This is a genomic window from Nocardioides sp. NPDC051685, from assembly GCF_044453405.1.
Classification (GTDB): domain Bacteria; phylum Actinomycetota; class Actinomycetes; order Propionibacteriales; family Nocardioidaceae; genus Nocardioides.
This window is the reverse complement of sequence record NZ_JBITCR010000014.1, coordinates 41501-63828: the sequence shown is the minus strand read 5'-3', so window position 1 is coordinate 63828 and position 22328 is coordinate 41501. Positions and strand designations below refer to the sequence as shown.

Here is a 22328-nt window from a genome sequence, read left to right as displayed (position 1 = left end):
ACTGGTCAAACAGGACAGGCGGAGTTCGTCGTTCCAGCTGGCGCCTCCGTGCTCGCAGTGGGCGTCCGGGCGTGATGCTCAGTCCGGTTGGCCGGCCTGCCGTGGGCCGATGCGGTAAGGCCGCATCATCTCGTTGTCCTCGTGCTCGACGATGTGGCAGTGCCAGACGAACTGGCCCGCGTTGTTGAACTGCGCCTTCAGCCGGGTGACCTGGCCGGGGTAGGCGATGACGGTGTCCTTGAAGCCCGATTCGCCGGCCTCCGGTGGCGTGGCGTTGCCGCTCAGCCGAATCGGCAGAGCGACCTCGCCTTCGCCTTCCTCGTCCAGGACCAGGTCCTCGCGGTCGACCACCTGGAAGGCGACCTCGTGCACGTGCATGGGGTGAGCGTCGGCGGTGGTGTTGTAGAACTCCCAGATCTCGGTGCTGCCTCGTGCCGGGTTGTCGGTGATCTCGTGTGCCCAGGGCCGTGGCACCGGCAACCTGTCGATGAGGTTGCCGAGCTGGGCCTCGACCGGGCCCTCGATCTCGATGGGCTCCGGGGGCTCGCCCTCCTCGCCTACGCCGACTGCCGCCTTCTCGATCATGGCCAAGGGCCGGGTGGTCGTCGCGGGTGGGAGGGGCGTGATGGCCGGCAGGACGAGGTACTGAGGAGGCGTGGTCGGGTCGGGTGCCACCGAGGGGCGAACGCGGAACTCCAGGACCTGGCCGGTGGACTCGGGATCAGAGGGCTCGAAGTCCTCGCCGGGGATGCCGCCGCCGAACGGTTCGTCAGGACCGATGTTGCCGAGTATGTAGCTGCCCACCGGCACGTTCGTGAAGTCGACGACCACATCGGCACGCTCGGCCGGTCCCAGCAGAAGGTGGTTGTCGTGCCCCGCTGTCAGGTTCACGGGGGCCGCCAGGAAGCCACCCTCGTTGCCGATGTGCCAGACCTCGACGCCAGGGATGTTGCTGAAGTCGAGGATCAGGAAGCGCGATTGGCACCCGTTGAGGAACCGCAGTCGGTATCTCCGCTGCTCGACGACCTGGAACGGCCAGGTGTTGCCGTTCGCGATGATCATGTTGCCGAAGAACTCCGGGTTCCAGATCGGGGAGAACTCGCTGTCCGGGATGTAGGGACCGGTGACGCCGTCGAAGAACTCCCTTGTGCCGGGGTAGAAGAGCGAGCCGTCGGTGTTGAACGACCGGTCCTGCACGGCGATGGGGATCTCGTAGTAGGTCTTGTTCGGCGGGGAGCTGTCACCGTCCTTCGGTGCGGGCCCGGGCAGCACGGCCGTCTTTCCGGAGCGGGCGTCGAGCACGGCCTTGTCGCCGGCGGGCCCGCCGCGGATCAGGAAGAAGCCGGCGGGCCCGGCGTACACGTTGAGTCGGGTCATGCCCAGGGTGTGGTCGTGATACCAGATGGTCGACTCGCGCTGCGTGTTCGGATACTGGAACGTCGCGTAGCCCGGTCCCCACGTGGCATCGAACGACGCTGACGCCTTGCTCGCGAAGAAGTCGTACCACGTGCCCTCGGTCGCGTAGCCCTCCGGGATGTTCGTCGCCGCCGGGAGGTACCAGGCTTCCGGGTAACCATCGCTCTCGTCGCCCACCCCGACGGAACCATGGACATGTGTCACGATCGGCACCGGACCGGTGTAGCGACCGGGTGTCTCGGTGAACGTGGGCCGATCGTCGCGACCCACGGTTCCTCCTGGTGGGTTCGCCCAGTGCAGTGTCGGGTCGACCGGCAGCAGGTGCGGCAGGTACCCACCCTGCTCGTCCAGCAGCTCGTTGATCCACTTGACCCGGACCGGACGTCCCCACTTCGCCTCGATCGTCAGCGACGGTGCGTTGTGGATCAGGAGGCCACGGCGGCTCTCCGACTTCACGGCGCCGTACCCCCAGACCGTCGTGGCCGGCATGCCGCTCGGCAGGATCTGCTGCGAGAACTGCCGCATCGAGATCTCGTAGTAGTCCACGGGCTTGCCGCCCGGACTGGTGAGGACGCCGGCCCGCGGCATGACCGGCGGGATGAGCAGGGGCGTACGGTACTTCGGCACCGACAGAGCCGCGAGCGTCCCGCCCGGGATATCGGCGAGCGCCCGTAGGGTGCCGCCCGGCAGATAGGCGTACAGGACGAAGCCGGTGCCGGCTGCCCCCGCTGCCTTGATGAAGGTGCGACGGGTCATCGGCCGACCCACCGCAAGGTTGACTACCATGCGCTTCCCCCGACTTCGGCGTTACTGACGAAACCCTGATGAACCCTCCGAGTACGTCGCCGCGAAAGTCCCCCGCATGAACTTGACGGTCGACAGGGGTGACAAGACCAGGCTAGGACGGTTGCACATCCTCGCCAATGGGCAATACGGGTCATCGGGACGTCCGGCTGCGCCGGGTGGGCTCACCGTCGCAGCCCGACGTCATCGCCTCAGGCGTACCTCGGACCAGTCCAGGCCCTCGAGGTTGACCACGATGGCCTCCTGGGTGGTGCGGGCGATGACGACGACGGCCTCGGAGTCCGGGTCGGGGTTCTCCTCGCGGTGCGGCACCCACGGCGGGACGAAGACGTAGTCGCCGGGCGAGGTCTCGACGCGGGTCTCGACGGGCTCGTCGCCGTCGGTGTCGAGGAAGACGAAGACCGGGTGGCCGGAGACGATGTAGATGGCGGTCTCGGAGTCGCCGTGGTGGTGGTTGGCCGAGGCGGTGGAGGCGGGCACGTGGGTCTGGCCCATCCACAGGTTGCGTGCCCCGACGGTCTTCCCGCTGATCGCCTCTGCGCGACGCATCCCGGCGGTCTGCGTCGTCTCCTCGATCAACGCGCTGGGGGCGATGTGGTGCAGGTGTCGGTGGAACGGGTCGATCTCGGCAGGCACGAGCACGCCGCTGGGCGTACGGATGAACTCCTCGTCGGAGGAACCGGCAGGCACGTGGGTGGCGGACACATCAGCATTGTCACACCGCATGCGAGGCCTGAAGCCGAGCCCCCTGACTGAGGCTGATCCCGCGGCTTCAGGGGTACCGGTGAGGAGCCGGATCCCTATCAGCGCAGAGGAGAGCTGCCGTGTCCGAGGACGTGACCGACCTGATCATGCAGGACCACCGTGAGGTGGAGACCCTGTTCGAGAAGCTCGAGCGAGAGCCGGAGGTACGTGCCGGGCTGACCCCGGTCCTGGTGACGCTGCTGTCCGCACACAGCCGTGCCGAGGAGGCCGAGGTCTACCCGGTCGCCCGCGACGAGGCGGGGGAGGCGAAGGACGTAGCCCACAGCCAGGAGGAGCATCTGCTGGCCGACCGCCTCCTCGCCGAGCTCAGCGAGTGCGACCCCTACTCGACGGCGTACGAGAACAAGCTCGCGGAGGTGGTCGACGCGGTCAGCCACCATGTCGAGGAGGAGGAGAGCACCGTGCTCCCGGGCATCCGCGACCGTCTCGATGACGCGCGCCGTGCCGAGCTGGGCCACGCCTTCCTGAAGAGCCGGCAGGAGCACCTCGGCGAGATGCCCCAGGACATCACCCGTGACGAGATGCGCCGCCAGGCCGCCAACGCTGACATCCCTGCCGGCGACAAGGACAAGGAGGCCCTGCGGCGCACACTCGATCAGCACGCGGACAGCTGACGTACGGACAGAGAGCCGTCAGCCGCCCGCGATGATGAGGCAGGTCGCGATGGCGTGGCCGATCACGCGGCCGGTCTTGTCGGTGGTGGCGAAGAGCTGTGGATCGGCCCATGAGTAGGTACGTTCGCGCACCGCTCGGGACTCCTCGGTGGTCGTGTTCTGGGTTATGGAGGCTCAGATCCGCTCGATGATCGTGGCGTTCGCCAGACCTCCGGCCTCGCACATGACCTGCAGGCCATAACGGCCGCCGGTCTGCTCGAGGTTGTTCAGCAGCGTGGTCATCAGGCGGGCGCCGGATCCACCCAGCGGGTGCCCGATCGCGATGGCGCCGCCGTTGATGTTGACCTTGGCGAGGTCGGCGCCGGTCTCCTTCTGCCAGGCGAGCACAACGGAGGCGAAGGCCTCGTTGACCTCGAAGGCGTCGATGTCGTCGATGGAGAGCCCGGCGCGGGCCAGCACCTTCTGGGTCGCCGGGATGATGCCGGTGAGCATGAAGATCGGGTCGTCGCCGGCGACCGCGAAGGAGTGGACCCGCGCCCTCGGGGTCAGGCCGAGGCGTGCGGCGGCCTCCTCGGAGGTGACCAGGAGCGCGGCGGAGCCGTCGTTGATGGGGGAGCTGTTGCCGGCCGTGACGCGCCAGTCGATATCGGGGAACCTGGCCACGGAGTCCTCGTTCTTGAAGGCCAGGCGAAGACCCGCGAGCGAGTCGGCCGAGGTGGTAGGGCGAATCGTCTCGTCGATGCGCAGGTCGTTCACGTAGGTGACCTGGGAGTCGAAGTGTCCGTTCTTCCACGCCGTCGCGGCACGCTGGTGCGATTCTGCCGCGAACTCGTCCAGCTCGGTGCGCGACAGGTTCCACTTGTTCGCGATCAGCTCGGCCGAGATGCCCTGGAGGACCAGGCCGCCGTCGTAGCGGGCGTTCACCTTGCTGCCGTAGAAGTCCTTGCCCAGGAACTGCGACCCCATCGGGACCCGGCTCATGGACTCCACGCCGGACGCGATGGCCACGTCGTACGCACCGGCGATGACGCCCTGTGCGGCGAAGTGGAGTGCCTGCTGGGAGCTGCCGCACTGCCGGTCGACCGTGACGCCGGGAACCGACTCCGGGAACCCCGCCCCGAGCAGGGCCCAGCGTGCGGTGTTGCCCGACTGCTCGCCGACCTGTCCGACCGCGCCGCTGATCACGTCATCGACGACGGCCGGGTCGATGCCGGTGCGCTCGACCAGCGCGGCGAGCGCGTGGGCATGGAGATCGACGGCGTGGATCTCGGAGTAGGCGCCGCCGGGCTTGCCCTTGGCAACGGGGGTGCGGACGGCATCGACGATCACTGCGTTCGGCATGGTGGTTCTCCTACGGGTTCGAGGTGTTGGTTGATGATCAGCGGGGCGCAACCATCAGCGGCTGCGTGACCGTGGCGAAGGTGCCGTGCTCGTCGGCCATGTCGCCGTGTGCCTGCCCGATCCCGTCGGGACCGATGGTGCTGCGGGCGTCGAGCAGCATCCACTCGCTCGTGGGCGGTCGCTCGACGGTGACGGTCACGGTCGGCGGGATGAAGTACCACTCGTTCATCGGCAGGGAGCCGGACAGGCCGTTGGTGGAGTCGGCCAGGGTGAGGAGACGCTGCACGGGGGAGGGCTGCTCACCGGCGACCAGCGGGACCCGCAGGCGCGCCCAGACCGTTGCCGGACCGGGCTCGTAACCCCCGCTGACGAACCGCCAGTCGAGAGCGCGGCCGTAGCCCCAGTCCGGGCTCACGCCCTCGAAGAAGCGCTCGGAGGAGGTCGGCGGGATGTCGGGAACCTTCTCCTCCGGACGCCAGTGCTCGCGGGTCGACCCCGGCGTGGACCGGATCAGCCAGGCGCTCGCCTTGACGGCGAGCCGGTCACCGGCCCACAGCGAGGCCTCGACGAGCTCGACGCGGCGACCCGGCCGCACCACGTTCGCCTCGACGCGCATGGTGCCCTGGGGAATGCCGCCGAGCATGTCGGCCGTGAACCGGGCGATGGACAGCGCCGGGTCGGAGCGCACCGATTCGATCGCCCGGGCCAGCAGGGCGGCGGGAGGGCCACCGTGCTGCAGCGAGTGGTCCCACGGGCTGGCCGTCGCCGGGGTCGACTCGAACGTGCCGTCCTCGTCGGTCGGCAGGTAGAAGGCGTCGAACTCGAGCGTCATCAGCGTCTCCTCAACCGCGGGTCAGCGGCTCAGCTGCGGGTAGAGCGCCTCGATCGGCTGGGCGAGACCGGCCTTGACGTCGGCGCTCACCTGGTCGGCGAGGATCTCGTACGCATCGCCCTCGAGACCGTCGTAGGCGCTGCGGACCACGTCGGCCGGGTCGTTCTTCGGCTCGGTGACGCCGACCGTCATCGGGGTGTCGGTGTAGCCCAGGTGCAGGGAAGCGACGTGGATGCCGTCGCCCGCCAGCGCGAGGCGCTGGGTGTTGGTCGCCGACCACAGCGCGGCCTTGGTGGCGCTGTAGGCGTCGCCGATGCCGTACCAGCTCAGGACCGAGAGCACGTTGAGCACGACCCCCTTGCTGGCGCGCAGCGACGGCAGGAAGGTGTTGGTGACGTCGAGCGCTCCCCAGAAGTTGGTCTCGAAGAGGTCGCGGGCGGCGCGCGGGTCGCCGCCCAGCACGCTGGCGCCGTTGGAGCCGCCGGCGTTGTTGATCACCACCGTGACGTCATCGGACAGCCTCGCCGCCTCGACCACGGAGTCGTGGTCGGTCACGTCGAGCCTCAGCGGCACGATCCGCGGGTCGTTCCACTCCCGGGGCTTGCGGGCCGCGGCGTACACCTTGGCGGCACCGCGCTCCAGAGCCTGGCTGACGAAGTGCGTTCCGAGGCCGCCGTTGGCTCCGGTCACCAGGACGACCGCGTTCGCGAGAGTGGGCATGTGGTTCTCCTGTTCGAGGGCGCGGGCGCCGCTCTCCGTGGGTTGGTTTTTCCAACGTACTCGGGTTGGTTTGTTTTTCCAACTCGCTTAGGATCGAACCATGATGTCGGAGGTACGTGAGTGCTCAGTGGCGCGGACGCTCGAGCTCGTCGGCTCCAAGTGGACCCTGCTCGTCGTTCGTGAGCTGTTTCTCGGGAGCCGCCGGTTCGAGGAGATCGCTCGGTACACCGGAGGCCCGCGCGACATCCTCACCGATCGTCTGCGCAAGCTCGAGGCGCACGGACTGGTGACCCGGGTCCAGTACGAGCAGCGTCCGCCGAGGTTCGAATACCACCTGACCGACCTCGGACGGTCGCTCGCGCCGATCATCGCCACGATGCGCGAGTTCGGTGACCGTCACCTCGCCGGCGAGGACGGCCCGCCGGCCAGGTTCGAGCACTCCTGTGGCTCGGAGTTCCACCCCGTGCTGGCCTGCAAGGCCTGCGGGGAGGTCGTACGCCGCGACGAGGTCGAGATCGCCGAAGCCGCGAAGTGAGCCCCGAGGGGCGCGAGGTCAGCCGACCGGCGGCCCGGCGATGAGCGCGACCACGGTCAGCACCGCGACGCTCGCGAGTCCGGTGGCCAGGCCGCGCACCGGGTTGCGCAGGAACCACGCCAGCGGACGCTCGAGAGGGCGGCTGGGGGACTCGGAGACCAGCCGCCACGTCGGGGCGAGCAGGCCGCGGCGCTCGGCGTAACGCTCGAACCAGAGGGTGAACAGCGGCGGGATCGAGGAGGCGAGGCCGGCGACGAGGTGGCCGAACGACCAGCGCTGGTCGACCGCGACCGCCACGGTGGTCACGCAGTAGGTGATGAACACGATGCCGTGCAGCATCCCGAAGATGCTGACGCCCAGCTCGGTGGTCTCGGTGACGTACTTCAGGAACATGCCGGCCAGCAGCCCCGTCCAGGTCACCGCCTCGGCGGTGGCGACGATCCGGAAGATGCGGGCGGGCGAACCTGGGAGCGCGGACACGCGGCAAGTTTATTCGCACCCGTGTGCTGGCATGAATCTCGCGGTCGCCGGGTACTGATCCCGACATGACTGACACGCTGCACTACACGATTCCCGGGCTGGACGAGAGCGCCGCGCGAAAGACCATCGACCTGTTGCAGTCCCGCCTTCACGCCACGAACGACCTCCAGCTCACCCTCAAGCATGTGCACTGGAACGTCGTCGGTCCGCACTTCATCGCGGTCCACCAGATGATCGACCCTCAGGTCGACGCGGTGCGCGCGATGGCCGACGCCCTCGCCGAGCGCATCGCGACCCTGGGTGGCGCCCCGCGCGGCACGCCGGGGGCGCTGGTCGAGGAGCGCACCTGGAACGACTACAGCATCGGTCGGGCCACCACCCAGGAGCACCTCGCCGCGCTCGACATCACCTACCAGGGTGTCATCGGCTCCTACCGCGAGGCGATCAAGGCCCTCGACGACCTCGACCTGGTGACCCAGGACATCCTGATCGGCCAGGCCGAGCAGCTCGAGCTGTTCTACTGGTTCGTCCGCGCCCACCTGGAGGACCAGGGCGGCCAGCTGCAGACCAGCGGCGAGGCCACGGAGGCCGGTGCGGCACGGGCCGCCCACGACTGAGGAGCTCCGATGCGGTGGTGGTTCGTGGCGCAGGCACTGCTTCTCCCGATGATCCTCACCGGATGCGGCTCGGGGCAGGACGAGGCCGTGCGTGACCGCGCCGCTGCCTTCCAGGACGCGGTCTCCGCCCAGGACTGGGCGCGCGCCTGCGAGCTGCTGGCGCCGGAGACGCGATCCGAGCTGGAGGTCGCTGCCAAGAGCCCGTGTGCCGGCGCCCTGGCCGAGGAGGAGCTGCCGGCTCCGGGCCCCCTCGACCACGTGGACGTCTTCGGGACCACGGCCGAGGTCCGCTATCAGGGCGAGACGCTGTTCCTGACGCAGTTCGCCGACGGCTGGCGGTTGCTCGCGGCCGGCTGCACGCCGCAGCCCCCGAAGCCCTACGACTGCGCGCTGCACGGAGGCTGAGATGCGCGTCATGTACGTCGCCTACCTGGCGATCATCGGCATCGGACTGCTCTACACGTTCGCCCTCGCGCTGAGGCACGGGTGAGGAACAGCGATGCGCCGGTTCCTCAAGGAGAACTCGCTCAGCCTCGTCTTCGGGCTGCTCTTCCTGGCCGCCCTCGCCGGTCAGGCGTTCGCCGGCTGGCACCAGCTCAACGACGAGCTGTTCGCGGACGGACTGCACCAGATCTCGCTGGGGCGGTATCTCACCTCGGCCGACTTCGCCGTCGACGTGACGGAGAACTGGCAGAGCGAGTACCTCCAGTTCCTCCTCTACGTCGTGCTCACGGTCTGGTTGCTGCAGCGAGGCTCCCCGGAGTCCAAACCGCTGCAGGACGCCGGCAAGGAGTCGGACGAGAAGCAGAAGGTCGGGGCGTACGCACGTGCTGACTCGCCCCGGCTGGCCCGGGCCGGTGGTCTCCGGACCGCGCTCTACTCCCGTTCGCTCGGCATCACCATGGGCGCCATCTTCCTGATGTCCTGGCTGGTCCAGTCGGTGGCGGGGTGGGGTTCCTACAACGAATCCAGGCTGCGGCAGCTCCGCGACCCGATCCCGTGGGCCTCCTATCTGACGCACTCGGACTTCTGGGCGCGCACCCTGCAGAACTGGCAGTCGGAGTTCCTGGCGGTCGGCTCCATGGCCGTCCTCGCGATCTACCTCCGGCAGCGCGGATCACCGGAGAGCAAGCCGGTGGGTTCGTCCCACGAGGCCACCGGCGTCGAGGGCTGAGGAGCCGGTCAGGCGTCGTCCTGCGCCAGCAGCCGCAGCACCGGCAGCATCTCAGCCCACCTTCCCCCAGCTTTCCGGTATCCAGCGTTCGGATCCGCCATGCCCACCCCGTCCACGTACGTGGCGTGAGCACGCGATCGTCGAAGTCGAGATGGCCGAGCGGATCATCACAGCGGGTGCCTCCTGTCCAGGGTTCGATGCTCAGGTGAGTTCGGCGAGCCTGACCACGGTGCGGTCGAGGCGCCCTTCCTCGGCGTGGATCCGGCGCTGCTCCGAGGAGCCGGTGCCGCGGGTGAAGACCCGGCCGACTCCCTTCTCGACGCGCACCAGGTCTCCGGCGTCCCGCAAGGCCGTGCCGACGTGCTCGACCAGCTGCTCCACCACCTCCCGGGCGGGCCGCGGTCGGTGGGTCTTCGGATCGAGCAGATCGCCGGTGATCCCGTGACGGCCCGCCTGCCACATGGCGAGCCGGATCACCGCCACCGAGGTGGGATCGGCCGGTCGGCCCTGCGCCCACTCCCGGGCCCCGGTCTCGACCAGCGCCCGTGCCAGCGCGGCGACGAGCACGGCGTCACGGGGATCGAGACAGACGTCGGCGACCCGGACCTCGAGCGTCGGGTAGCGGCGGGAAGGCCGGGCGTCGAAGTAGGCCATGCCCTCGTCCAGGGGCACCCCCGTCCCGACGAGCAGACGCAGGTGGTCCAGATAGGCCTGGCCGCTGCCGTAGATCTCGGTCGGCCCGTTGGTCGGCCACCGCGTCATCGCCTGGGACCGGTAGCTCTCGTAGCCCGAGTCGCCGCCCTGCCAGAACGGCGAGTTGGCGCTCAGTGCGAGTAGCACCGGCAGCCAGGTGCGGATCCGGTCGAGCGCCCCCACGGCCTCGTCGTCGGAGTCGACCGAGACGTGCACGTGGCAGCCGCAGGTGAGCTGCTCGCTGGCGGTCAGCCCGAACTGCTCCGCAATCGCCGCATAGCGCTCGGAGTCGAAGGTCTGGGGACGCACCGGCAACGGTGTCGTACCGCTGGCCAGGATCAGCGCGCCCGCCTCGGTCGCGGCCGCGCGGGCCTTGTCGCGCCACCGCCGCAGGTCGAGCTCGAGCAGGGCGAGGTGCTCCTCCGCCGGAGTGTCGGTCTCGACCTGCTGCTCCTGCATCTCCGGTCCCACCGAACCGCCCGCCTCGCCCGCCCCGGCCTCGGTGTCGCCGTGGCGGCGAGCCACCCGGAGCACCTCGCTGGCGACCGAGCGAGGGGCGCCGGTCTCGGCGTCGACGAGGAGGAGCTCCTCCTCGACACCGACTGTCCTGACCTGGTCATGGGTACTGCTCGAAGAGTGTCTGTTCATCGCTCGCACCTGGCTGTGAGAGGAGCCGCCCGACGATGTGTCGCCTGTTCGGATACGTGACCGAGTCGCCGTGTGCCGTGGCCGACCTGCTCGGGGAGGATGGCCTGGCCGCGTTCACCTCGTTGACCAGCGTGCACGCCGACGGCTGGGGGATGGGCTGGCACACGCCCGAGGGCACCTTCACGACGACCTCGCCGCGCTCGGCGGACGTCGACGAGACCTACCGCAGGCTCGTGGAGACCCCGCTCTCCCGTGCGGGGTTCGTGCATCTGCGCTGGGCGACCGGTGGTCTCGACGTACGTCCGGAGAACACCCACCCGTTCCTGACCGACGGCGCGGCGTTCGCGCACAACGGGCACATCTCCCCGATCGCGGATCTCGAGGCGCTGCTGACCCCGGAGTCGCGTCAGCGGCTGCGTGGTGACACCGACAGCGAGCGCTACTTCCACTTCGTGCACCAGAACGTCGAGAAGTACGGCGACGAGGCCGAGGGGGTCACCCAGGCGCTGGCGACGCTGGTTCGGAAGTTCCCGCGGTGCAGCTTGAACGCGCTGATGCTCACCCCGACACACATGTTCGCGATCCACATCAACTCGCGTGCCGACTCGCCCATGCGGGCACTGCGCGAGCTCTTCGACGACGAGGGCGACATCCCGCCACGGCACACCACGGCGTACTTCGCGATGGACTACCGCCGGACCGACCACGGCCTCGAGATCGTCTCCAGCGGTCTCGACCAGCCCGGCTGGACGCCCGTGCCCGCCGACACCGCGGTGATGGTCGACCTGGCCACCCGCGAGGTCACCAGGCTGGATCCGATCGCACAGCTCGGCGCCGACGCGATCCGGGCCCGGGACTGAGAGCGAGGTGCGTTCGGCCATGCCCAGAGGTACCCCATCCGGCACCGCTTCATTCGGGTTCGTTCCGGGCCGCGCCGACTTTTCCCAGCCAGTCCGTGCCCTGCTCACAGGAACCCCACAGCCAGCCGGCGGAATCTTGAGGCATCAACCGCCTCAAGGAGGACCCGATGTCCCGCTCCCGCCGTATCCGCCAGTCCCTCCTCGCCGTCCTGGCGATCCCGCTCGTCGCGATCCCGGTCGCCGCCCCGGCGCTCGCGGTGACCGCGGTCGCGGCCGGCAGGACGTACGCCGCCGAGTCGGGCCCCTGGTCCGGCACCACCGAGACGTACGGCGGCGACGGCTATCAGGGCGGGATCGGTGGCTTCGGCCAGGGTGGGACCGTCGACCCCTACCGGCAGAGCCTCGGCACCTCGACCGCGACGGTCGACTCCGAGCCCGCGACAGACGCCGAGTCGACCGGCGTCGTGCTGGTCAACACCACCGTCGACTACGGCACCGCCCAGGGCGCGGGCACGGGCCTCACGATCACCGGCGACGGGATCGTGGTGACCAACCACCACGTCGTCGAGGGCGCCACCTCGATCACGGTGACCGACCCGAGCACCGGGGAGACGTACGCCGCGACCGTGCTCGGCTACGACGCCACCCACGACGTCGCGGTGCTGCAGCTCGAGGACGCCTCGGGGCTCTCGACCGTGGCCACCGACCGGGACGCGGCCACCCAGGGTGAGCAGGTGACCTCGGTCGGGAACGCCGAAGGACAGGGCGCGCTCTCGGCGGCGGACGGGACGGTCACCGACCCGAGCACCGCGATCACCGTCAACAACGAGGACGGGACCGCCTCCCACCTCAGCGCCCTGATCGAGACCGACGCCGACGTCGTCTCCGGCGACTCCGGCGGCGCGCTGCTGGACCAGGACGGTGAGGTCATCGGGATGAACGTCGCCGCGACCTCGGGCTCGGCCGAGATCTCCGGCTACGCGATCCCGATCGACACGGTGCTCGACATCGCCGCCCAGATCCTCGCCGGGAAGGAGTCGGGTGACGTCGAGATCGGTGGCTCGGCCGCGGCGCTCGGGGTGCAGGTCGACACTACGAGGTCGACGCTGGTCGTGGGTGTGGTCGAGGGCGGCGCCGCCGAGTCGGCCGGGATCGCCGAGGGCAGCACGATCACCTCCGTCGACGGGACCGAGGTGGCGAGCATCGACGACATCACCGCCCTGCTCGGGAAGCACGATCCGGGCGACCGGATCTCGGTCGGCTGGACCGATGCCACCGGCGAGGCGCACACCGCGACCGTCGCCCTCGGCGACGGCCCCGTCGGCTGACCAGGATCAGCTGCTCGGGCCCTCGCCATCGCGGGAGTCGCGGGACTCTTCGGCGATCGGGCGCTCGGCCCGGATCGGGATCGCGCCGGTGTAGCCCTCGCGCTCGAGAGCGATCTGCTGGACGCGGTCGCGGACGAGACGCCAGCCGATCATCAGCGCCGGGATGATCACGACGAGGGTCGCGACCGTCCAGGTGCCGATCGGGTAGTCGAAGCCCATCAGGACGAGCACGGTCGCGAGGAACACGAGGGTGGCGTAGCCGGTCCACGGCGACCCCCACAGCCGGAACTCGGGCCGGTACATGAGGCCGTTCTTCCAGCGCCGGTAGAGCTGGATCTGGCAGATCACGATGGTCGCCCAGGACGCGATGATGCCGAGGGCCGACATGTTCAGCACGATCTCGAAGGCCTGCCCGGGAACGATCGCGTTGAGGCCGACACCGAGGAGCGTGATGCTGCCGGTGAGCAGGATCCCGCCGAACGGCACCCCGTTCCTCGACATCTTCGCGGTGAAGCTCGGTGCGCTCCCGCTCATGGCCATCGAGCGCAGGATCCGGCCGGTCGAGTAGAGGCCCGCGTTGAGCGAGGAGAGTGCCGCGGTCAGGACCACGAGGTTCATGATCGTGCCGGAGTTGGCGATCCCGAGCTGGTCGAAGAACGTCACGAACGGGCTCTCGTCGGCCCGATAGGACGTGTAGGGCAGCAGCAGCGCGAGCAGCACCAGCGAGCCGACGTAGAAGACCGCGATCCGGGCGATCACGGAGTTGATCGCGCGCGGCATGACCTTCGCCGGCTCGGCGGTCTCGCCGGCCGCCGTCCCGACGAGCTCGACCGCCGCGTACGCGAAGACGACGCCGGAGACCACGACGACGAGCGGGAGGGCGCCGACCGGGAACAGCCCGCCGTTGTCGATGACCATGCCGATCCCGGTCTCGTGACCGTTGAGCTCGTCACGCCCGGCGAGCACGATCATCCCGAGCACGAGGAACCCGAGCAGGGCGACCACCTTGATGAGCGCCGCCCAGAACTCCAGCTCGCCGAAGAGCTTGACCGAGATCAGGTTCATCGAGAGCACGACCGCGAGCGCCACGAGCGCGATCAGCCACTGCGGGATGACCTCGAACGCGCCCCAGAAGTGCATGTACGTCGCGATCGCCGTGACGTCGACGATGGAGGTCATCGCCCAGTTCAGGAAGTACATCCAGCCGGCGGCGAACGCGGCCGGCTCACCCAGGAACTCCCTGGCGTAGGAGACGAACGACCCCGACGACGGCCGGTGCAGCACGAGCTCTCCGAGCGCGCGCAGGATCAGGAAGACGAACACGCCACACAGGGCGTAGACGAGGAACAGGCCCGGGCCGGCCTCGCGGAGGCGGCCGCCCGCGCCCAGGAACAGCCCGGTGCCGATGGCGCCGCCGATCGCGATCATCTGCAGCTGCCGCGGGCTCAGGCTCTTGTGGTAGCCCTCGTCCTCGTCGGTCAGGCCGGTCCGGTTGATGGTCTGGTCGTCGGTGTCGGTCATCGGCCTGCCCCCGGTCCGGAGTGAGGCGGCTCGGGCACGTCCTTGAACAGGAGCCATCCACCGACCACGGCGATGACCGCCGCGGCCGCGTAGCCGATCAGCGACCACCAGCCCAGATGCAGGTACGCCGTGACCCCGACGATCGCCAGGGCGAGGAACACCATCACCATGCCGATGATCGGCGTCCGTGGCCTGTATGGATCCCGTGCCATGCGATCACCTCACTGCGGAGGCCCCCGATGGCCTCCGTTCCGGTGACCAATTAGAGCGCATCGAGGGGCTTCTGGCGGTGACCGGACGTCGCCCGGCGTTTCCGTTCCCGTGGGCGTCGAATATCTGTAAGGTCGCTTTACAGTTAACCCCCATGAAGGAGCGTTCGATGCGTAGCTCGAGGATCCGCACCATCCGCACCACCCTGACCGCGACCGCCGCCATGGCCCTCGTCCTGGTGGCCCCGCTGGCCGCGCCTGCCGCGGTGCCCGGCGCCGAGACCGGCACCGAGACCGGCGGCGCGACCCGGACCGGAGAGGTCGAGGCCGCGGCCCTGACCTGGTCCGACGAGTTCGACGGGCCAGCCGGCAGTGCCCCCAACGGCGCCAACTGGAACTTCGAGACCGGAGGCGGGGGCTGGGGCAACAACGAGCTGCAGACCTACACCGACTCCCGCGACAACTCCGCGCTCGACGGCAACGGCAACCTCGTCATCACGGCGCGGCAGAGCGGGAGCGGCTACACCTCGGCCCGGCTCACCACCAAGGGCAAGGTCCAGCCGAAGTTCGGGCGCCTGGAGGCGCGGATCCAGATCCCGCGCGGGCAGGGCATCTGGCCGGCGTTCTGGATGCTGGGCGGCCAGTTCGACAACGTCGGATGGCCCAGCTCCGGCGAGATCGACATCATGGAGAACGTCGGCTACGAGCCCCACCTGGTCCACGGCACCCTGCACGGTCCCGGCTACTCGGGCGCCAACGGCATCACCGGCCAGTACATGCACCCGCAGGGCTGGTCCTTCGCCGACACCTTCCACACCTTCGCCGTCGACTGGCAGCCCGGCTCGATCACCTGGTCCGTCGACGGGGTCGCCTACCAGACCTTCACCACGGCCGACACCGGCGCCAACCCCTGGGTCTTCGACCAGCCGTTCTTCTTCATCCTCAACGTCGCGGTCGGCGGCAACTGGCCCGGCAACCCCGACGGCACGACCCAGTTCCCGCAGAGCATGGTCGTGGACTACGTACGCGTCTACGACTCCCAGCTCTGACCGCAGGTCACAGCGGGCCGAGGAAGCGGATGACGACGCCCTCGTCGTGATGCACGCGAGCGCGGACGCCGTAGACCTCCGAGATCAGCGACTCGGTGAGCACCTCGGCGGGAGGGCCGCCGGCCACGACACGGCCCTGGGAGAGCACGAAGACCTGGTCGCAGTAGGCGGCGGCGAGGTTGAGGTCGTGGAGCGCGACCAGGCAGGTCGTGGGCATCCGGCGGACCAGCGCGAGCAGCGCCAGCTGGTGACGTACGTCGAGGTGGTTCGTCGGCTCGTCCAGGAGCAGGATCTCGGGCTCCTGGGCGAGCGCCCGGGCGATCTGCGTACGTTGCCGCTCGCCGCCCGACAGCGTCGAGAAGCGCTGGTCGAGGCGGTCGGCGATGCCGGCGTGGGTGGCCGCCTCCTCGATGACGGCGCGGTCCCGGGCGCTGTCGGGCGCCCATGCCGGGCGGTGGGGGACCCGGCCGAGCGCGACGACGTCGCGTACCCGGAGATCCTGGCTGGTCGCCGGCTCCTGCTCGACGACCGCGAGCCGACGCGCCAGCCGACGCCGGGACATCCCGGCGAGCGGGCTGCCGTCGAGGCGTACGTCGCCGGAGGAGGGCGGCCGGAGCCCGGCCAGGATCCGGATGAGCGAGGACTTCCCGGAGCCGTTGGGTCCGAGCAGCCCGACAGTGGCGCCGTCCTCGACCCGGAGGGACACGTCGTCGACGACGAGACGGCCACGCGGCGCCCAGTGGACCCGGCCGGCCTCGAGCGCGGTCATCGCCGGGCCCTCATCAGCACGACGGCGAAGGCGGGCACTCCGACCAGCGCGGTCGCGACTCCGACCGGGAGCTCCTCGGGGTCGATCACCGTCCGGGCCGCGGTGTCGACCCAGATCAGGAAGATCGCGCCGAGCAGCGCCGTGGCCGGGAGCAGCAGCCGGTGTCCGACCCCGACCAGCGCCCGGGCGAGATGGGGCAGGACCAGCCCGACGAAGCCGATCGCGCCGGACGTGGAAACGATGACGGCCGTCATCAGCGCCGTCAGCACCAGCAGCACCGCCCGGATGCGCGTGACGTCGACGCCCAGGGATGCCGCCGCGTCGTTGCCGAAGGCGAACGCGTCCAGCCACCCGGCGCCCGCGACGCAGCAGAGCAGCCCGCCGAGCACGATCACCCCGCAGACGAGTACGTCGGTCCAGCTCGCCGAGGAGAGCGAGCCGAGCAGCCAGAAGAGCACCCCGCGCGTCTGCTCGGCGTCCGCCGCGGTGAACACGATGAACGAGGTCAGGGCCGAGAACAGCTGGGTGGCGGCGATGCCGGCCAGCACGAGCCGGTCGGTGGTGCCGCCCGCGAGCGAGGCGAGCAGCAGCACGAGTGCGAACGATGCCAGCGCACCCACGAAGGCCCCGGTGGAGAGCCCGATCGCGCCCGACCCGATGCCGAGCACGACGATCGAGACCGCTCCGGTGGAGGCGCCCGAGGAGATGCCGAGCACGAACGGGTCGGCGAGCGGGTTGCGCAGCAGCGACTGCAGGATCACCCCGCAGATGGCCAGCCCCGCCCCGCAGATCCCCGCCAGCAACGTACGCGGCAGCCGCAGGTCCCACACGATGCTCTGCTGGAGCAGGGTGAGGTCGGACGAGCCGATGCCCACCCGGTCGGCTACGACGCCGTAGACGTCGGCGACGCCCAGGTCCGAGGGCCCGACCGTGATCGCGCCCGCCACCGAGGCCAGCACCAGCAGGGGAGCCAGACCCAACAGGACGCCGGTGACCCCGATCGCCGAGGCGTCACCTACGTCGGCCGAGGCGTCACCTACGTCGGCCGAGGCGTCACGGCCGTGCCAGGTCGGCCGACCGGGGTGACGCTTCGGCCGACCGGAGTGACGCCTCGGCTCGGGAACTTGCGCCCGGAGCGTCATAGGCCCAGGTCGGCGAGCTGGTCGGCGACGTTCTCGACCGCGTACACGGTGCGGATGGAGGGGTTGAGCTCGGCGCCGGAGAGCGTCACGAAGCGGTCGTTGCGGACAGCGTCCATCCGGGCGGTGACCGGGTTGCTCTTCAGGTAGTCGATCTTCGCGCGGGCGGTCTCGGCGGTCTGGCTCTTGCGGGTCAGGTCGCCGAGGACGATGACGTCGGGGTTGCGTTCGGCGACGGTCTCCCAGTTGATCTGCGGCCACTCGTCGGTGGTGTCGTCGAAGACGTTCTCGATGCCGAGGGCGCGGCCGATGATGCCGGGGCCGCCACAGCAGCCGGCCAGATAGGGCGACTCGGAGTTGGCGAACCAGTACATCGCGCTCACCTCGCTCTCCGGCGCCTTCCTCTCGGCTGCCTCGAGGCGCCGAGACAGGTCGGCGACGAGCTTCTCGCCGCGCTCGGGTACGCCGAAGATCCGCGCCAGCTCGGTGATCTCCTGGTAGATCGTCTCGATCTCGAGAGGGTCCAGACGGGTGCCGTCGTCGTCGCCCTCGTTGTCCTTCACGCACTCGGCGGGGGAGAGGTAGGAGCCGACGCCCAGCTTCTCCAGGTCCTCGGGTGTGGTCACCCCGCCCTCGCCCAGGGTGCTGATGAACGAGGCGGTGACGAAGTCGGGCTCCGCCTCCAGGACGCGCTCGTAGGAGGGCCAGTTGTCGGCGAGCCGGGGAATACGCTCGTTGTCCTCGGCGAGCGAGTCGAGCACCGGGTCGGTCCAGACCGCGGTGCCGACCATCCGGTCGGCGAGGCCGAGCGAGAGCAGGATCTCGGTAGAGCCCTGATTGAGCGAGACCGCGCGCTCGGGCGGTGCCTCGAGCGTGATCTCGCGCCCGCAGTTGGTCAGCGTGAGCGGGAAGCCGGCGGTGTCGCCGCCCGCCTGCTGTGCTCCGGAGGGCTGGTCGGCGGCGCAGCCGGCCAGCGTGGAGCCGAGCACCAGAACGGTGCTCGCGGTGATCGTTCGGATGGTGCGAGGCAGGTGCACGTCGGTCCTCGAGCGGGTCGCGGGCTGGTGCGCGTCGCCCGTGCTGACCCGCAGCGGTCTGCTGCAGGGCCAGCAGGTCTTCGGACTCGGGATCGACCGGCGCGAGACGCCTTCCCAGGCCCGAGGGCCCAGTGGCACAGTGTCCCGTCCGTCACCCACACCGCTGCGCGTCAGTCCCGGACTCTCACCGGGTTCCCGTGCCGGGACTACGTCCCGAGCGGCTGGCCCGACGACCGTAGCAGGCGGCCCAACCTCTCCGAGGCACGACCTCAGCCCTCGCGGTGGGCGCTCAGCCCGTCCTCCCCGGGCGCGACCGAGTCGTGAAGCCTGATGGTGTGGTCGTAGTGCTCCTCGGCCATGGGGCGGTAGTCGATCCGCGGCTCCGTCATCACGCCCTCGAGACGTACGCTCAGGTCGGCCTCGATCCGCGCCATGACCTGGGCGTCGATGGTGTCGGCGTCGGTGATCAGGTGCGGGCGCAGCGGGTCCATCCCGGTGTACCAGAAGGTGCCGTGCAGCAGCGGCCACAGGACGTCCTCGATGTGGCCGCTGATCCCGCGCGGACCGAGGGTGGCGGCCCGGTCTCCGGCGGTGACGATCGTCAGCGCACGCTTGCCGGCCAGGCCGCCCTTGCCGTACTTGAGCGGCTTGCCCGTCTCCGGATCGGGTACGTCGAAGGCGAACCCCGACTCGAAGACCCGGTCGATCCAGCCCTTGAGGATGGCCGGCACGGAATACCACCACAACGGGAACTGCACGACGAGCAGATCAGCGGCCCGCAGCCGCTCCTGGTGGCGGCGTACGTCGGCTTCGCCGCGTTCCACCAGAAGTGGATTGAAACCTTCTCGATAGAGGTCGATCTCGTCGACGGTCCAGCCGGCGGCGACGAGAGCGTTCCGGCCCGCCTCTTGCAGCCGTCCGTTGAGCGACGACGCGTGCGGATGTGCCCATACCCAGAGTGCGTGCATGGGGCTCTCAACGCGGTCTGACGCGGCAGGATTCCCGTCCGGAAGGGGGCGGGTCCCGACCTGATGCGACGACAAAGTCCGTACCTCGCTCAAATTAGCGGCCGCAGAGTGTTGACGTATGTGATTGCCATCACTAGCGTAAACCACACTTGAAACCTTTCAATTCGAGGAGTTGCCCATGCCGGACACACCCGCCGCACTGGAGCTGCGGGACGTGGCCAAGTCGTTCGGCCCCGTACGCGCCCTCCGGACCGGTTGCCTTCGGGTCGAGGCCGGATCCATTCACGCGCTCGTGGGGGAGAACGGAGCCGGGAAGTCGACCCTGGTCAAGATCGTCGCCGGGCTCTACCGCCGCGACGCCGGCGACTACCTGCTCGCCGGGGAGCAGGTCGACTTCCGCAACACCGCCGAGGCCAAGCAGGCCGGCGTCGCGGTCATCTACCAGGAGCCGACCCTCTTCCCGGACCTCTCGGTCACCGAGAACATCTTCATGGGACGCCAGCCGACCAACCGCTGGGGCAGGATCGACCGCGCCGCGATGCGCGCCGAGGTCGTCGAGCTCTTCGCCCGGCTCGGCGTGCCGATCGAGCCCGACCGGCCGACCGAGGGCCTCTCGATCGCCGACCAGCAGCTGATCGAGATCGCCAAGGCGCTCTCGCTCGACGCCAAGGTCCTGATCATGGACGAGCCGACCGCGGCCCTGTCGGGCAACGAGGTCGACCGGCTGATGACCGTGGCGCGCACGCTGCGCGACCAGGGCTGTGCCGTCGTGTTCATCTCCCACCGCTTCGACGAGGTGTTCGCGCTCTGCGACACGATCACGGTGATGCGCGACGGCGCCTACATCTCCACCGACCCGATCTCCGAGGTCACCGAGGACGAGATCGTCCGGCGGCTGGTCGGTCGCGAGGTCGCCGACCTCTACCCGAAGCTCGAGGCCACCGTCGGCAAGCCCCTGCTCGAGGTCAAGGGCCTCACCCGCACCGGCCTGTTCCAGGACATCAGCCTCACCGTCCGTGAGGGCGAGATCGTCGGCCTGGCCGGCCTCGTCGGTGCCGGGCGCAGCGAGGTCGCCCAGGCGATCTTCGGCGTCGACCCCTACGAGAGCGGGGAGGTCACCCTCGACGGGCAGCCGGTCCCGCCGGGCGACCCGCGACGGGCGATCGAGATGGGTCTGGCGTTCGTCCCCGAGGACCGCCGCCAGCACGGTCTCGTCCTGGACGCGCCGATCTCGCGCAATATCACCCTCCCGACCAGTGGCCGGCTCGCCCGCACCGGGCTGATCAGCACCGGCATCGAGAACCGCTCGGCCGCCGACTGGGCCGCCCGGCTCGAGGTCAAGGCCGCGACGCTCGACACCCTGGCCGGCACGCTCTCGGGCGGCAACCAGCAGAAGGTCGTCCTCGCCAAGTGGCTCTCGACCCAGCCGAAGGTGCTGATCATCGACGAGCCGACCCGGGGCATCGACGTCGGCACCAAGTCCGAGGTCCACCGGCTGCTCTCGACCCTCGCCCAGGAGGGTCTCGGGATCCTGATGATCTCCTCCGAGCTCCCCGAGGTGCTCGGCATGGCCGACCGGGTGATCGTCCTCAGCGAGGGCCACCAGACGGCCGAGCTGAGCCGCGAGGAGGCGACCCCCGAGGCCGTCATGCGCGCGGCGACCGCCCACCACTCCACCACTCTGAACGTCAGCGAGGCATCATGACCACCACGCTCGACGCGCCCGCCCCCGCCGCGCCGCAGCCACGACACCGCTCAGCCAGCCGGCTGACCTGGTTCCTCAAGCAGCGCGAGACCGGCATCGCCGTCGCCTTCGCCCTGCTGCTCGTGGTGACCACCGCGGTGAACCCCAACTTCCTGTTCAGCACGGACGGCTGGCGCGACCTCACCCTGACCCCCGCGATCCTCGTCTGTCTGGCGATCGGCCAGGCGATGGTGATCGTCACCCGCAACGTCGACCTCAGCGTCGGCTCGACGCTCGGGCTGACGGCCTACCTCGCCGGGAGGCTCTTCCTCGACACCGGTCTCCCGGTGATCCTGGTGGTCCTGATCGCCGTCGCCGCGGGCGCCGTGCTCGGACTGGTCAACGGGGCCCTGGTCGCCTTCGCCAAGGTGCCGGCGCTGGTCATCACCCTCGGCACGCTCTACGTCTACCGCGGGATCATGCTCGAGTGGGCCGGGAGCGACCGGATCAACGCCTCCGACATCCCGCCCGGGCTGCTCGACTTCGGCACCGGATCGTTCCTGTTCATCCCCAACCTCGCCTGGATCTCGTTCGCGCTGCTGGCCGTCGCGATCTACCTGATGCGCTCCACGCGGGTCGGCCGCGAGTTCTACGCGATCGGCTCCGACCCCGACGCCGCCACCCTCTACGGGCTGCGTGACAAGCGCCGGGTCCTGCAGGCGTTCGCCACCTCGGGCGCGCTCGCCGGCCTCGCCGGGATCCTGTACGTCTCCCGCTACGGCACCATCAGCTCCGGCGTCGGCCAGGGCATCGAGCTCGAGGCCGTCGGCGCCGCGGTCGTGGGTGGCGTGGCCATCTTCGGCGGCAGCGGCACCGTCCTCGGGGCAGCCCTGGGGGCGTACCTCCTCGTCACCATCAACCGGGCGCTCCCGATCCTCGGCATCCCCGACTTCTGGCAGCAGGCCGTCGTCGGCGCGCTGATCATCGGCGCGATCGTCCTCGACCGCTACTTCGCCCGCCGTCAGCACGACAAGCTCCTTGCAGAGAGGGAAGAGGCATGAGTGAGCGCCAGCGAACGACAATGGGCCTCAGGCCGCCACGTCCGTACGCTTCTGTCCCCTCAAC

General features: G+C 69.7%; 23 protein-coding genes and 1 riboswitch. Of the genes, 10 read left to right on the top strand and 13 right to left on the bottom strand.

Annotation, left to right across the window (positions count from 1 at the left end; all coding sequences use genetic code 11):
* Positions 1–78 precede the first annotated feature (78 nt).
* On the bottom strand, positions 79–2172 hold the full coding sequence (locus ACIA03_RS26825; protein ID WP_396988298.1) for a multicopper oxidase family protein: 2094 nt from the start codon (positions 2170–2172) through the stop codon (positions 79–81).
* Positions 2173–2403: 231 nt separating this feature from the next.
* Entirely contained in the window at positions 2404–2925 is a 522-nt protein-coding gene (locus ACIA03_RS26820; protein ID WP_396988296.1) for a cupin domain-containing protein, read from the bottom strand.
* Between the two features lie 119 nt (positions 2926–3044).
* Here ACIA03_RS26820 and ACIA03_RS26815 point away from each other — a divergent pair, with 119 nt between their 5' ends.
* On the top strand, positions 3045–3599 hold the full coding sequence (locus ACIA03_RS26815; protein ID WP_396988294.1) for a hemerythrin domain-containing protein: 555 nt from the start codon (positions 3045–3047) through the stop codon (positions 3597–3599).
* 174 nt (positions 3600–3773) lie between these two features.
* Here the strand turns inward: ACIA03_RS26815 and ACIA03_RS26810 are convergent, their stop codons facing one another.
* Genes ACIA03_RS26810 through ACIA03_RS26800 form a run of 3 tightly spaced genes read right to left on the bottom strand, consistent with a single transcriptional unit; the run spans position 3774 to position 6492 of the window.
* Entirely contained in the window at positions 3774–4940 is a 1167-nt protein-coding gene (locus tag ACIA03_RS26810) for a thiolase family protein (RefSeq protein WP_396988291.1), read from the bottom strand.
* Positions 4941–4977: 37 nt separating this feature from the next.
* Positions 4978–5772 carry a thioesterase family protein gene (locus tag ACIA03_RS26805; protein WP_396988289.1) on the bottom strand — a complete coding sequence of 265 codons (795 nt, stop codon included), beginning with the start codon at positions 5770–5772 and terminating at the stop codon, positions 4978–4980.
* A gap of 21 nt (positions 5773–5793) precedes the next feature.
* Positions 5794–6492: an SDR family oxidoreductase gene (locus tag ACIA03_RS26800; RefSeq protein WP_396988287.1), complete on the bottom strand. Its 699-nt coding sequence runs from the start codon at positions 6490–6492 to the stop codon at positions 5794–5796.
* A gap of 103 nt (positions 6493–6595) precedes the next feature.
* Between ACIA03_RS26800 and ACIA03_RS26795 the strand changes: the two genes are divergently transcribed.
* Positions 6596–7027 carry a winged helix-turn-helix transcriptional regulator gene (locus ACIA03_RS26795; RefSeq protein ID WP_396988285.1) on the top strand — a complete coding sequence of 144 codons (432 nt, stop codon included), beginning with the start codon at positions 6596–6598 and terminating at the stop codon, positions 7025–7027.
* Positions 7028–7045: 18 nt separating this feature from the next.
* Here ACIA03_RS26795 and ACIA03_RS26790 read toward each other — a convergent pair whose 3' ends face one another.
* Positions 7046–7507 carry a DUF3817 domain-containing protein gene (locus ACIA03_RS26790; protein ID WP_396988283.1) on the bottom strand — a complete coding sequence of 154 codons (462 nt, stop codon included), beginning with the start codon at positions 7505–7507 and terminating at the stop codon, positions 7046–7048.
* Positions 7508–7572: 65 nt separating this feature from the next.
* On the opposite strand from ACIA03_RS26790, the gene ACIA03_RS26785 reads away from it, so the two are divergent.
* The 3 genes from ACIA03_RS26785 (at position 7573) to ACIA03_RS26775 (ending at position 9298) form a co-directional block, all read left to right on the top strand.
* On the top strand, positions 7573–8124 hold the full coding sequence (locus ACIA03_RS26785) for a Dps family protein (RefSeq protein WP_396988281.1): 552 nt from the start codon (positions 7573–7575) through the stop codon (positions 8122–8124).
* Positions 8125–8133: 9 nt separating this feature from the next.
* On the top strand, positions 8134–8529 hold the full coding sequence (locus ACIA03_RS26780; RefSeq protein WP_396988279.1) for a hypothetical protein: 396 nt from the start codon (positions 8134–8136) through the stop codon (positions 8527–8529).
* Between the two features lie 94 nt (positions 8530–8623).
* On the top strand, positions 8624–9298 hold the full coding sequence (locus tag ACIA03_RS26775; protein WP_396988277.1) for a DUF6766 family protein: 675 nt from the start codon (positions 8624–8626) through the stop codon (positions 9296–9298).
* Positions 9299–9499: 201 nt separating this feature from the next.
* Here the strand turns inward: ACIA03_RS26775 and ACIA03_RS26770 are convergent, their stop codons facing one another.
* Positions 9500–10639, bottom strand: coding sequence for a glutamate--cysteine ligase (locus ACIA03_RS26770; protein WP_396988275.1), 1140 nt, complete (start codon positions 10637–10639; stop codon positions 9500–9502).
* Positions 10640–10674: 35 nt separating this feature from the next.
* Between ACIA03_RS26770 and ACIA03_RS26765 the strand changes: the two genes are divergently transcribed.
* Together ACIA03_RS26765 and ACIA03_RS26760 are read left to right on the top strand one after the other, a co-directional pair.
* Positions 10675–11499 carry a class II glutamine amidotransferase gene (locus ACIA03_RS26765; protein ID WP_396988273.1) on the top strand — a complete coding sequence of 275 codons (825 nt, stop codon included), beginning with the start codon at positions 10675–10677 and terminating at the stop codon, positions 11497–11499.
* 167 nt (positions 11500–11666) lie between these two features.
* Entirely contained in the window at positions 11667–12827 is a 1161-nt protein-coding gene (locus ACIA03_RS26760) for a S1C family serine protease (protein ID WP_396988271.1), read from the top strand.
* A gap of 6 nt (positions 12828–12833) precedes the next feature.
* Here the strand turns inward: ACIA03_RS26760 and ACIA03_RS26755 are convergent, their stop codons facing one another.
* Together ACIA03_RS26755 and ACIA03_RS26750 are read right to left on the bottom strand one after the other, a co-directional pair.
* Positions 12834–14348, bottom strand: a complete 1515-nt coding sequence (locus ACIA03_RS26755) for an amino acid permease (protein ID WP_396988269.1) — start codon at positions 14346–14348, stop codon at positions 12834–12836.
* The gene (locus ACIA03_RS26750; protein ID WP_396988267.1) at positions 14345–14560 is read right to left on the bottom strand and encodes a hypothetical protein; all 216 of its coding nucleotides are present in this window, start codon (positions 14558–14560) and stop codon (positions 14345–14347) included. Before ACIA03_RS26750 ends, ACIA03_RS26755 begins: the two co-directional genes overlap by 4 nt.
* Before the next feature lie 167 nt (positions 14561–14727).
* Between ACIA03_RS26750 and ACIA03_RS26745 the strand changes: the two genes are divergently transcribed.
* On the top strand, positions 14728–15606 hold the full coding sequence (locus tag ACIA03_RS26745) for a family 16 glycosylhydrolase (RefSeq protein ID WP_396988265.1): 879 nt from the start codon (positions 14728–14730) through the stop codon (positions 15604–15606).
* 7 nt (positions 15607–15613) lie between these two features.
* Here ACIA03_RS26745 and ACIA03_RS26740 read toward each other — a convergent pair whose 3' ends face one another.
* From ACIA03_RS26740 to ACIA03_RS26725, 4 genes are all read right to left on the bottom strand, one after another.
* On the bottom strand, positions 15614–16375 hold the full coding sequence (locus ACIA03_RS26740; protein ID WP_396988263.1) for an ABC transporter ATP-binding protein: 762 nt from the start codon (positions 16373–16375) through the stop codon (positions 15614–15616).
* Positions 16372–17517, bottom strand: a complete 1146-nt coding sequence (locus ACIA03_RS26735; protein ID WP_396988261.1) for a FecCD family ABC transporter permease — start codon at positions 17515–17517, stop codon at positions 16372–16374. Before ACIA03_RS26735 ends, ACIA03_RS26740 begins: the two co-directional genes overlap by 4 nt.
* On the bottom strand, positions 17514–18551 hold the full coding sequence (locus ACIA03_RS26730) for an ABC transporter substrate-binding protein (RefSeq protein ID WP_396988259.1): 1038 nt from the start codon (positions 18549–18551) through the stop codon (positions 17514–17516). Before ACIA03_RS26730 ends, ACIA03_RS26735 begins: the two co-directional genes overlap by 4 nt.
* A gap of 53 nt (positions 18552–18604) precedes the next feature.
* Positions 18605–18792, bottom strand: a riboswitch (cobalamin riboswitch).
* A 28-nt stretch (positions 18793–18820) separates the two neighbouring features.
* Positions 18821–19519 carry an NAD(P)H-dependent oxidoreductase gene (locus ACIA03_RS26725; RefSeq protein ID WP_396988257.1) on the bottom strand — a complete coding sequence of 233 codons (699 nt, stop codon included), beginning with the start codon at positions 19517–19519 and terminating at the stop codon, positions 18821–18823.
* A 178-nt stretch (positions 19520–19697) separates the two neighbouring features.
* Here ACIA03_RS26725 and ACIA03_RS26720 point away from each other — a divergent pair, with 178 nt between their 5' ends.
* Entirely contained in the window at positions 19698–21224 is a 1527-nt protein-coding gene (locus tag ACIA03_RS26720) for a sugar ABC transporter ATP-binding protein (RefSeq protein WP_396988255.1), read from the top strand.
* Positions 21221–22264: an ABC transporter permease gene (locus ACIA03_RS26715; protein WP_396988253.1), complete on the top strand. Its 1044-nt coding sequence runs from the start codon at positions 21221–21223 to the stop codon at positions 22262–22264. The genes ACIA03_RS26720 and ACIA03_RS26715 overlap by 4 nt, the downstream gene beginning before the upstream one ends.
* The last annotated feature ends 64 nt before the right edge of the window (positions 22265–22328 follow it).

Excerpts from the sequence above, each read along its gene's own strand:
- ACIA03_RS26765 (WP_396988273.1), top strand. The coding sequence starts at position 10,675 with ATGTGTCGCCTGTTCGGATACGTGACCGAGTCGCCGTGTGCCGTGGCC.
- ACIA03_RS26810 (WP_396988291.1), bottom strand. The coding sequence starts at position 4,940 with ATGCCGAACGCAGTGATCGTCGATGCCGTCCGCACCCCCGTTGCCAAG.
- ACIA03_RS26725 (WP_396988257.1), bottom strand. The coding sequence starts at position 19,519 with ATGCACGCACTCTGGGTATGGGCACATCCGCACGCGTCGTCGCTCAAC.
- ACIA03_RS26770 (WP_396988275.1), bottom strand. The coding sequence starts at position 10,639 with ATGAACAGACACTCTTCGAGCAGTACCCATGACCAGGTCAGGACAGTC.
- ACIA03_RS26775 (WP_396988277.1), top strand. The coding sequence starts at position 8,624 with ATGCGCCGGTTCCTCAAGGAGAACTCGCTCAGCCTCGTCTTCGGGCTG.
- ACIA03_RS26735 (WP_396988261.1), bottom strand. The coding sequence starts at position 17,517 with ATGACGCTCCGGGCGCAAGTTCCCGAGCCGAGGCGTCACTCCGGTCGG.
- ACIA03_RS26740 (WP_396988263.1), bottom strand. The coding sequence starts at position 16,375 with ATGACCGCGCTCGAGGCCGGCCGGGTCCACTGGGCGCCGCGTGGCCGT.
- ACIA03_RS26795 (WP_396988285.1), top strand. The coding sequence starts at position 6,596 with ATGTCGGAGGTACGTGAGTGCTCAGTGGCGCGGACGCTCGAGCTCGTC.
- ACIA03_RS26755 (WP_396988269.1), bottom strand. The coding sequence starts at position 14,348 with ATGACCGACACCGACGACCAGACCATCAACCGGACCGGCCTGACCGAC.
- ACIA03_RS26745 (WP_396988265.1), top strand. The coding sequence starts at position 14,728 with ATGCGTAGCTCGAGGATCCGCACCATCCGCACCACCCTGACCGCGACC.
- ACIA03_RS26825 (WP_396988298.1), bottom strand. The coding sequence starts at position 2,172 with ATGACCCGTCGCACCTTCATCAAGGCAGCGGGGGCAGCCGGCACCGGC.
- ACIA03_RS26785 (WP_396988281.1), top strand. The coding sequence starts at position 7,573 with ATGACTGACACGCTGCACTACACGATTCCCGGGCTGGACGAGAGCGCC.
- ACIA03_RS26715 (WP_396988253.1), top strand. The coding sequence starts at position 21,221 with ATGACCACCACGCTCGACGCGCCCGCCCCCGCCGCGCCGCAGCCACGA.
- ACIA03_RS26780 (WP_396988279.1), top strand. The coding sequence starts at position 8,134 with ATGCGGTGGTGGTTCGTGGCGCAGGCACTGCTTCTCCCGATGATCCTC.
- ACIA03_RS26720 (WP_396988255.1), top strand. The coding sequence starts at position 19,698 with ATGCCGGACACACCCGCCGCACTGGAGCTGCGGGACGTGGCCAAGTCG.
- ACIA03_RS26800 (WP_396988287.1), bottom strand. The coding sequence starts at position 6,492 with ATGCCCACTCTCGCGAACGCGGTCGTCCTGGTGACCGGAGCCAACGGC.
- ACIA03_RS26750 (WP_396988267.1), bottom strand. The coding sequence starts at position 14,560 with ATGGCACGGGATCCATACAGGCCACGGACGCCGATCATCGGCATGGTG.
- ACIA03_RS26760 (WP_396988271.1), top strand. The coding sequence starts at position 11,667 with ATGTCCCGCTCCCGCCGTATCCGCCAGTCCCTCCTCGCCGTCCTGGCG.
- ACIA03_RS26805 (WP_396988289.1), bottom strand. The coding sequence starts at position 5,772 with ATGACGCTCGAGTTCGACGCCTTCTACCTGCCGACCGACGAGGACGGC.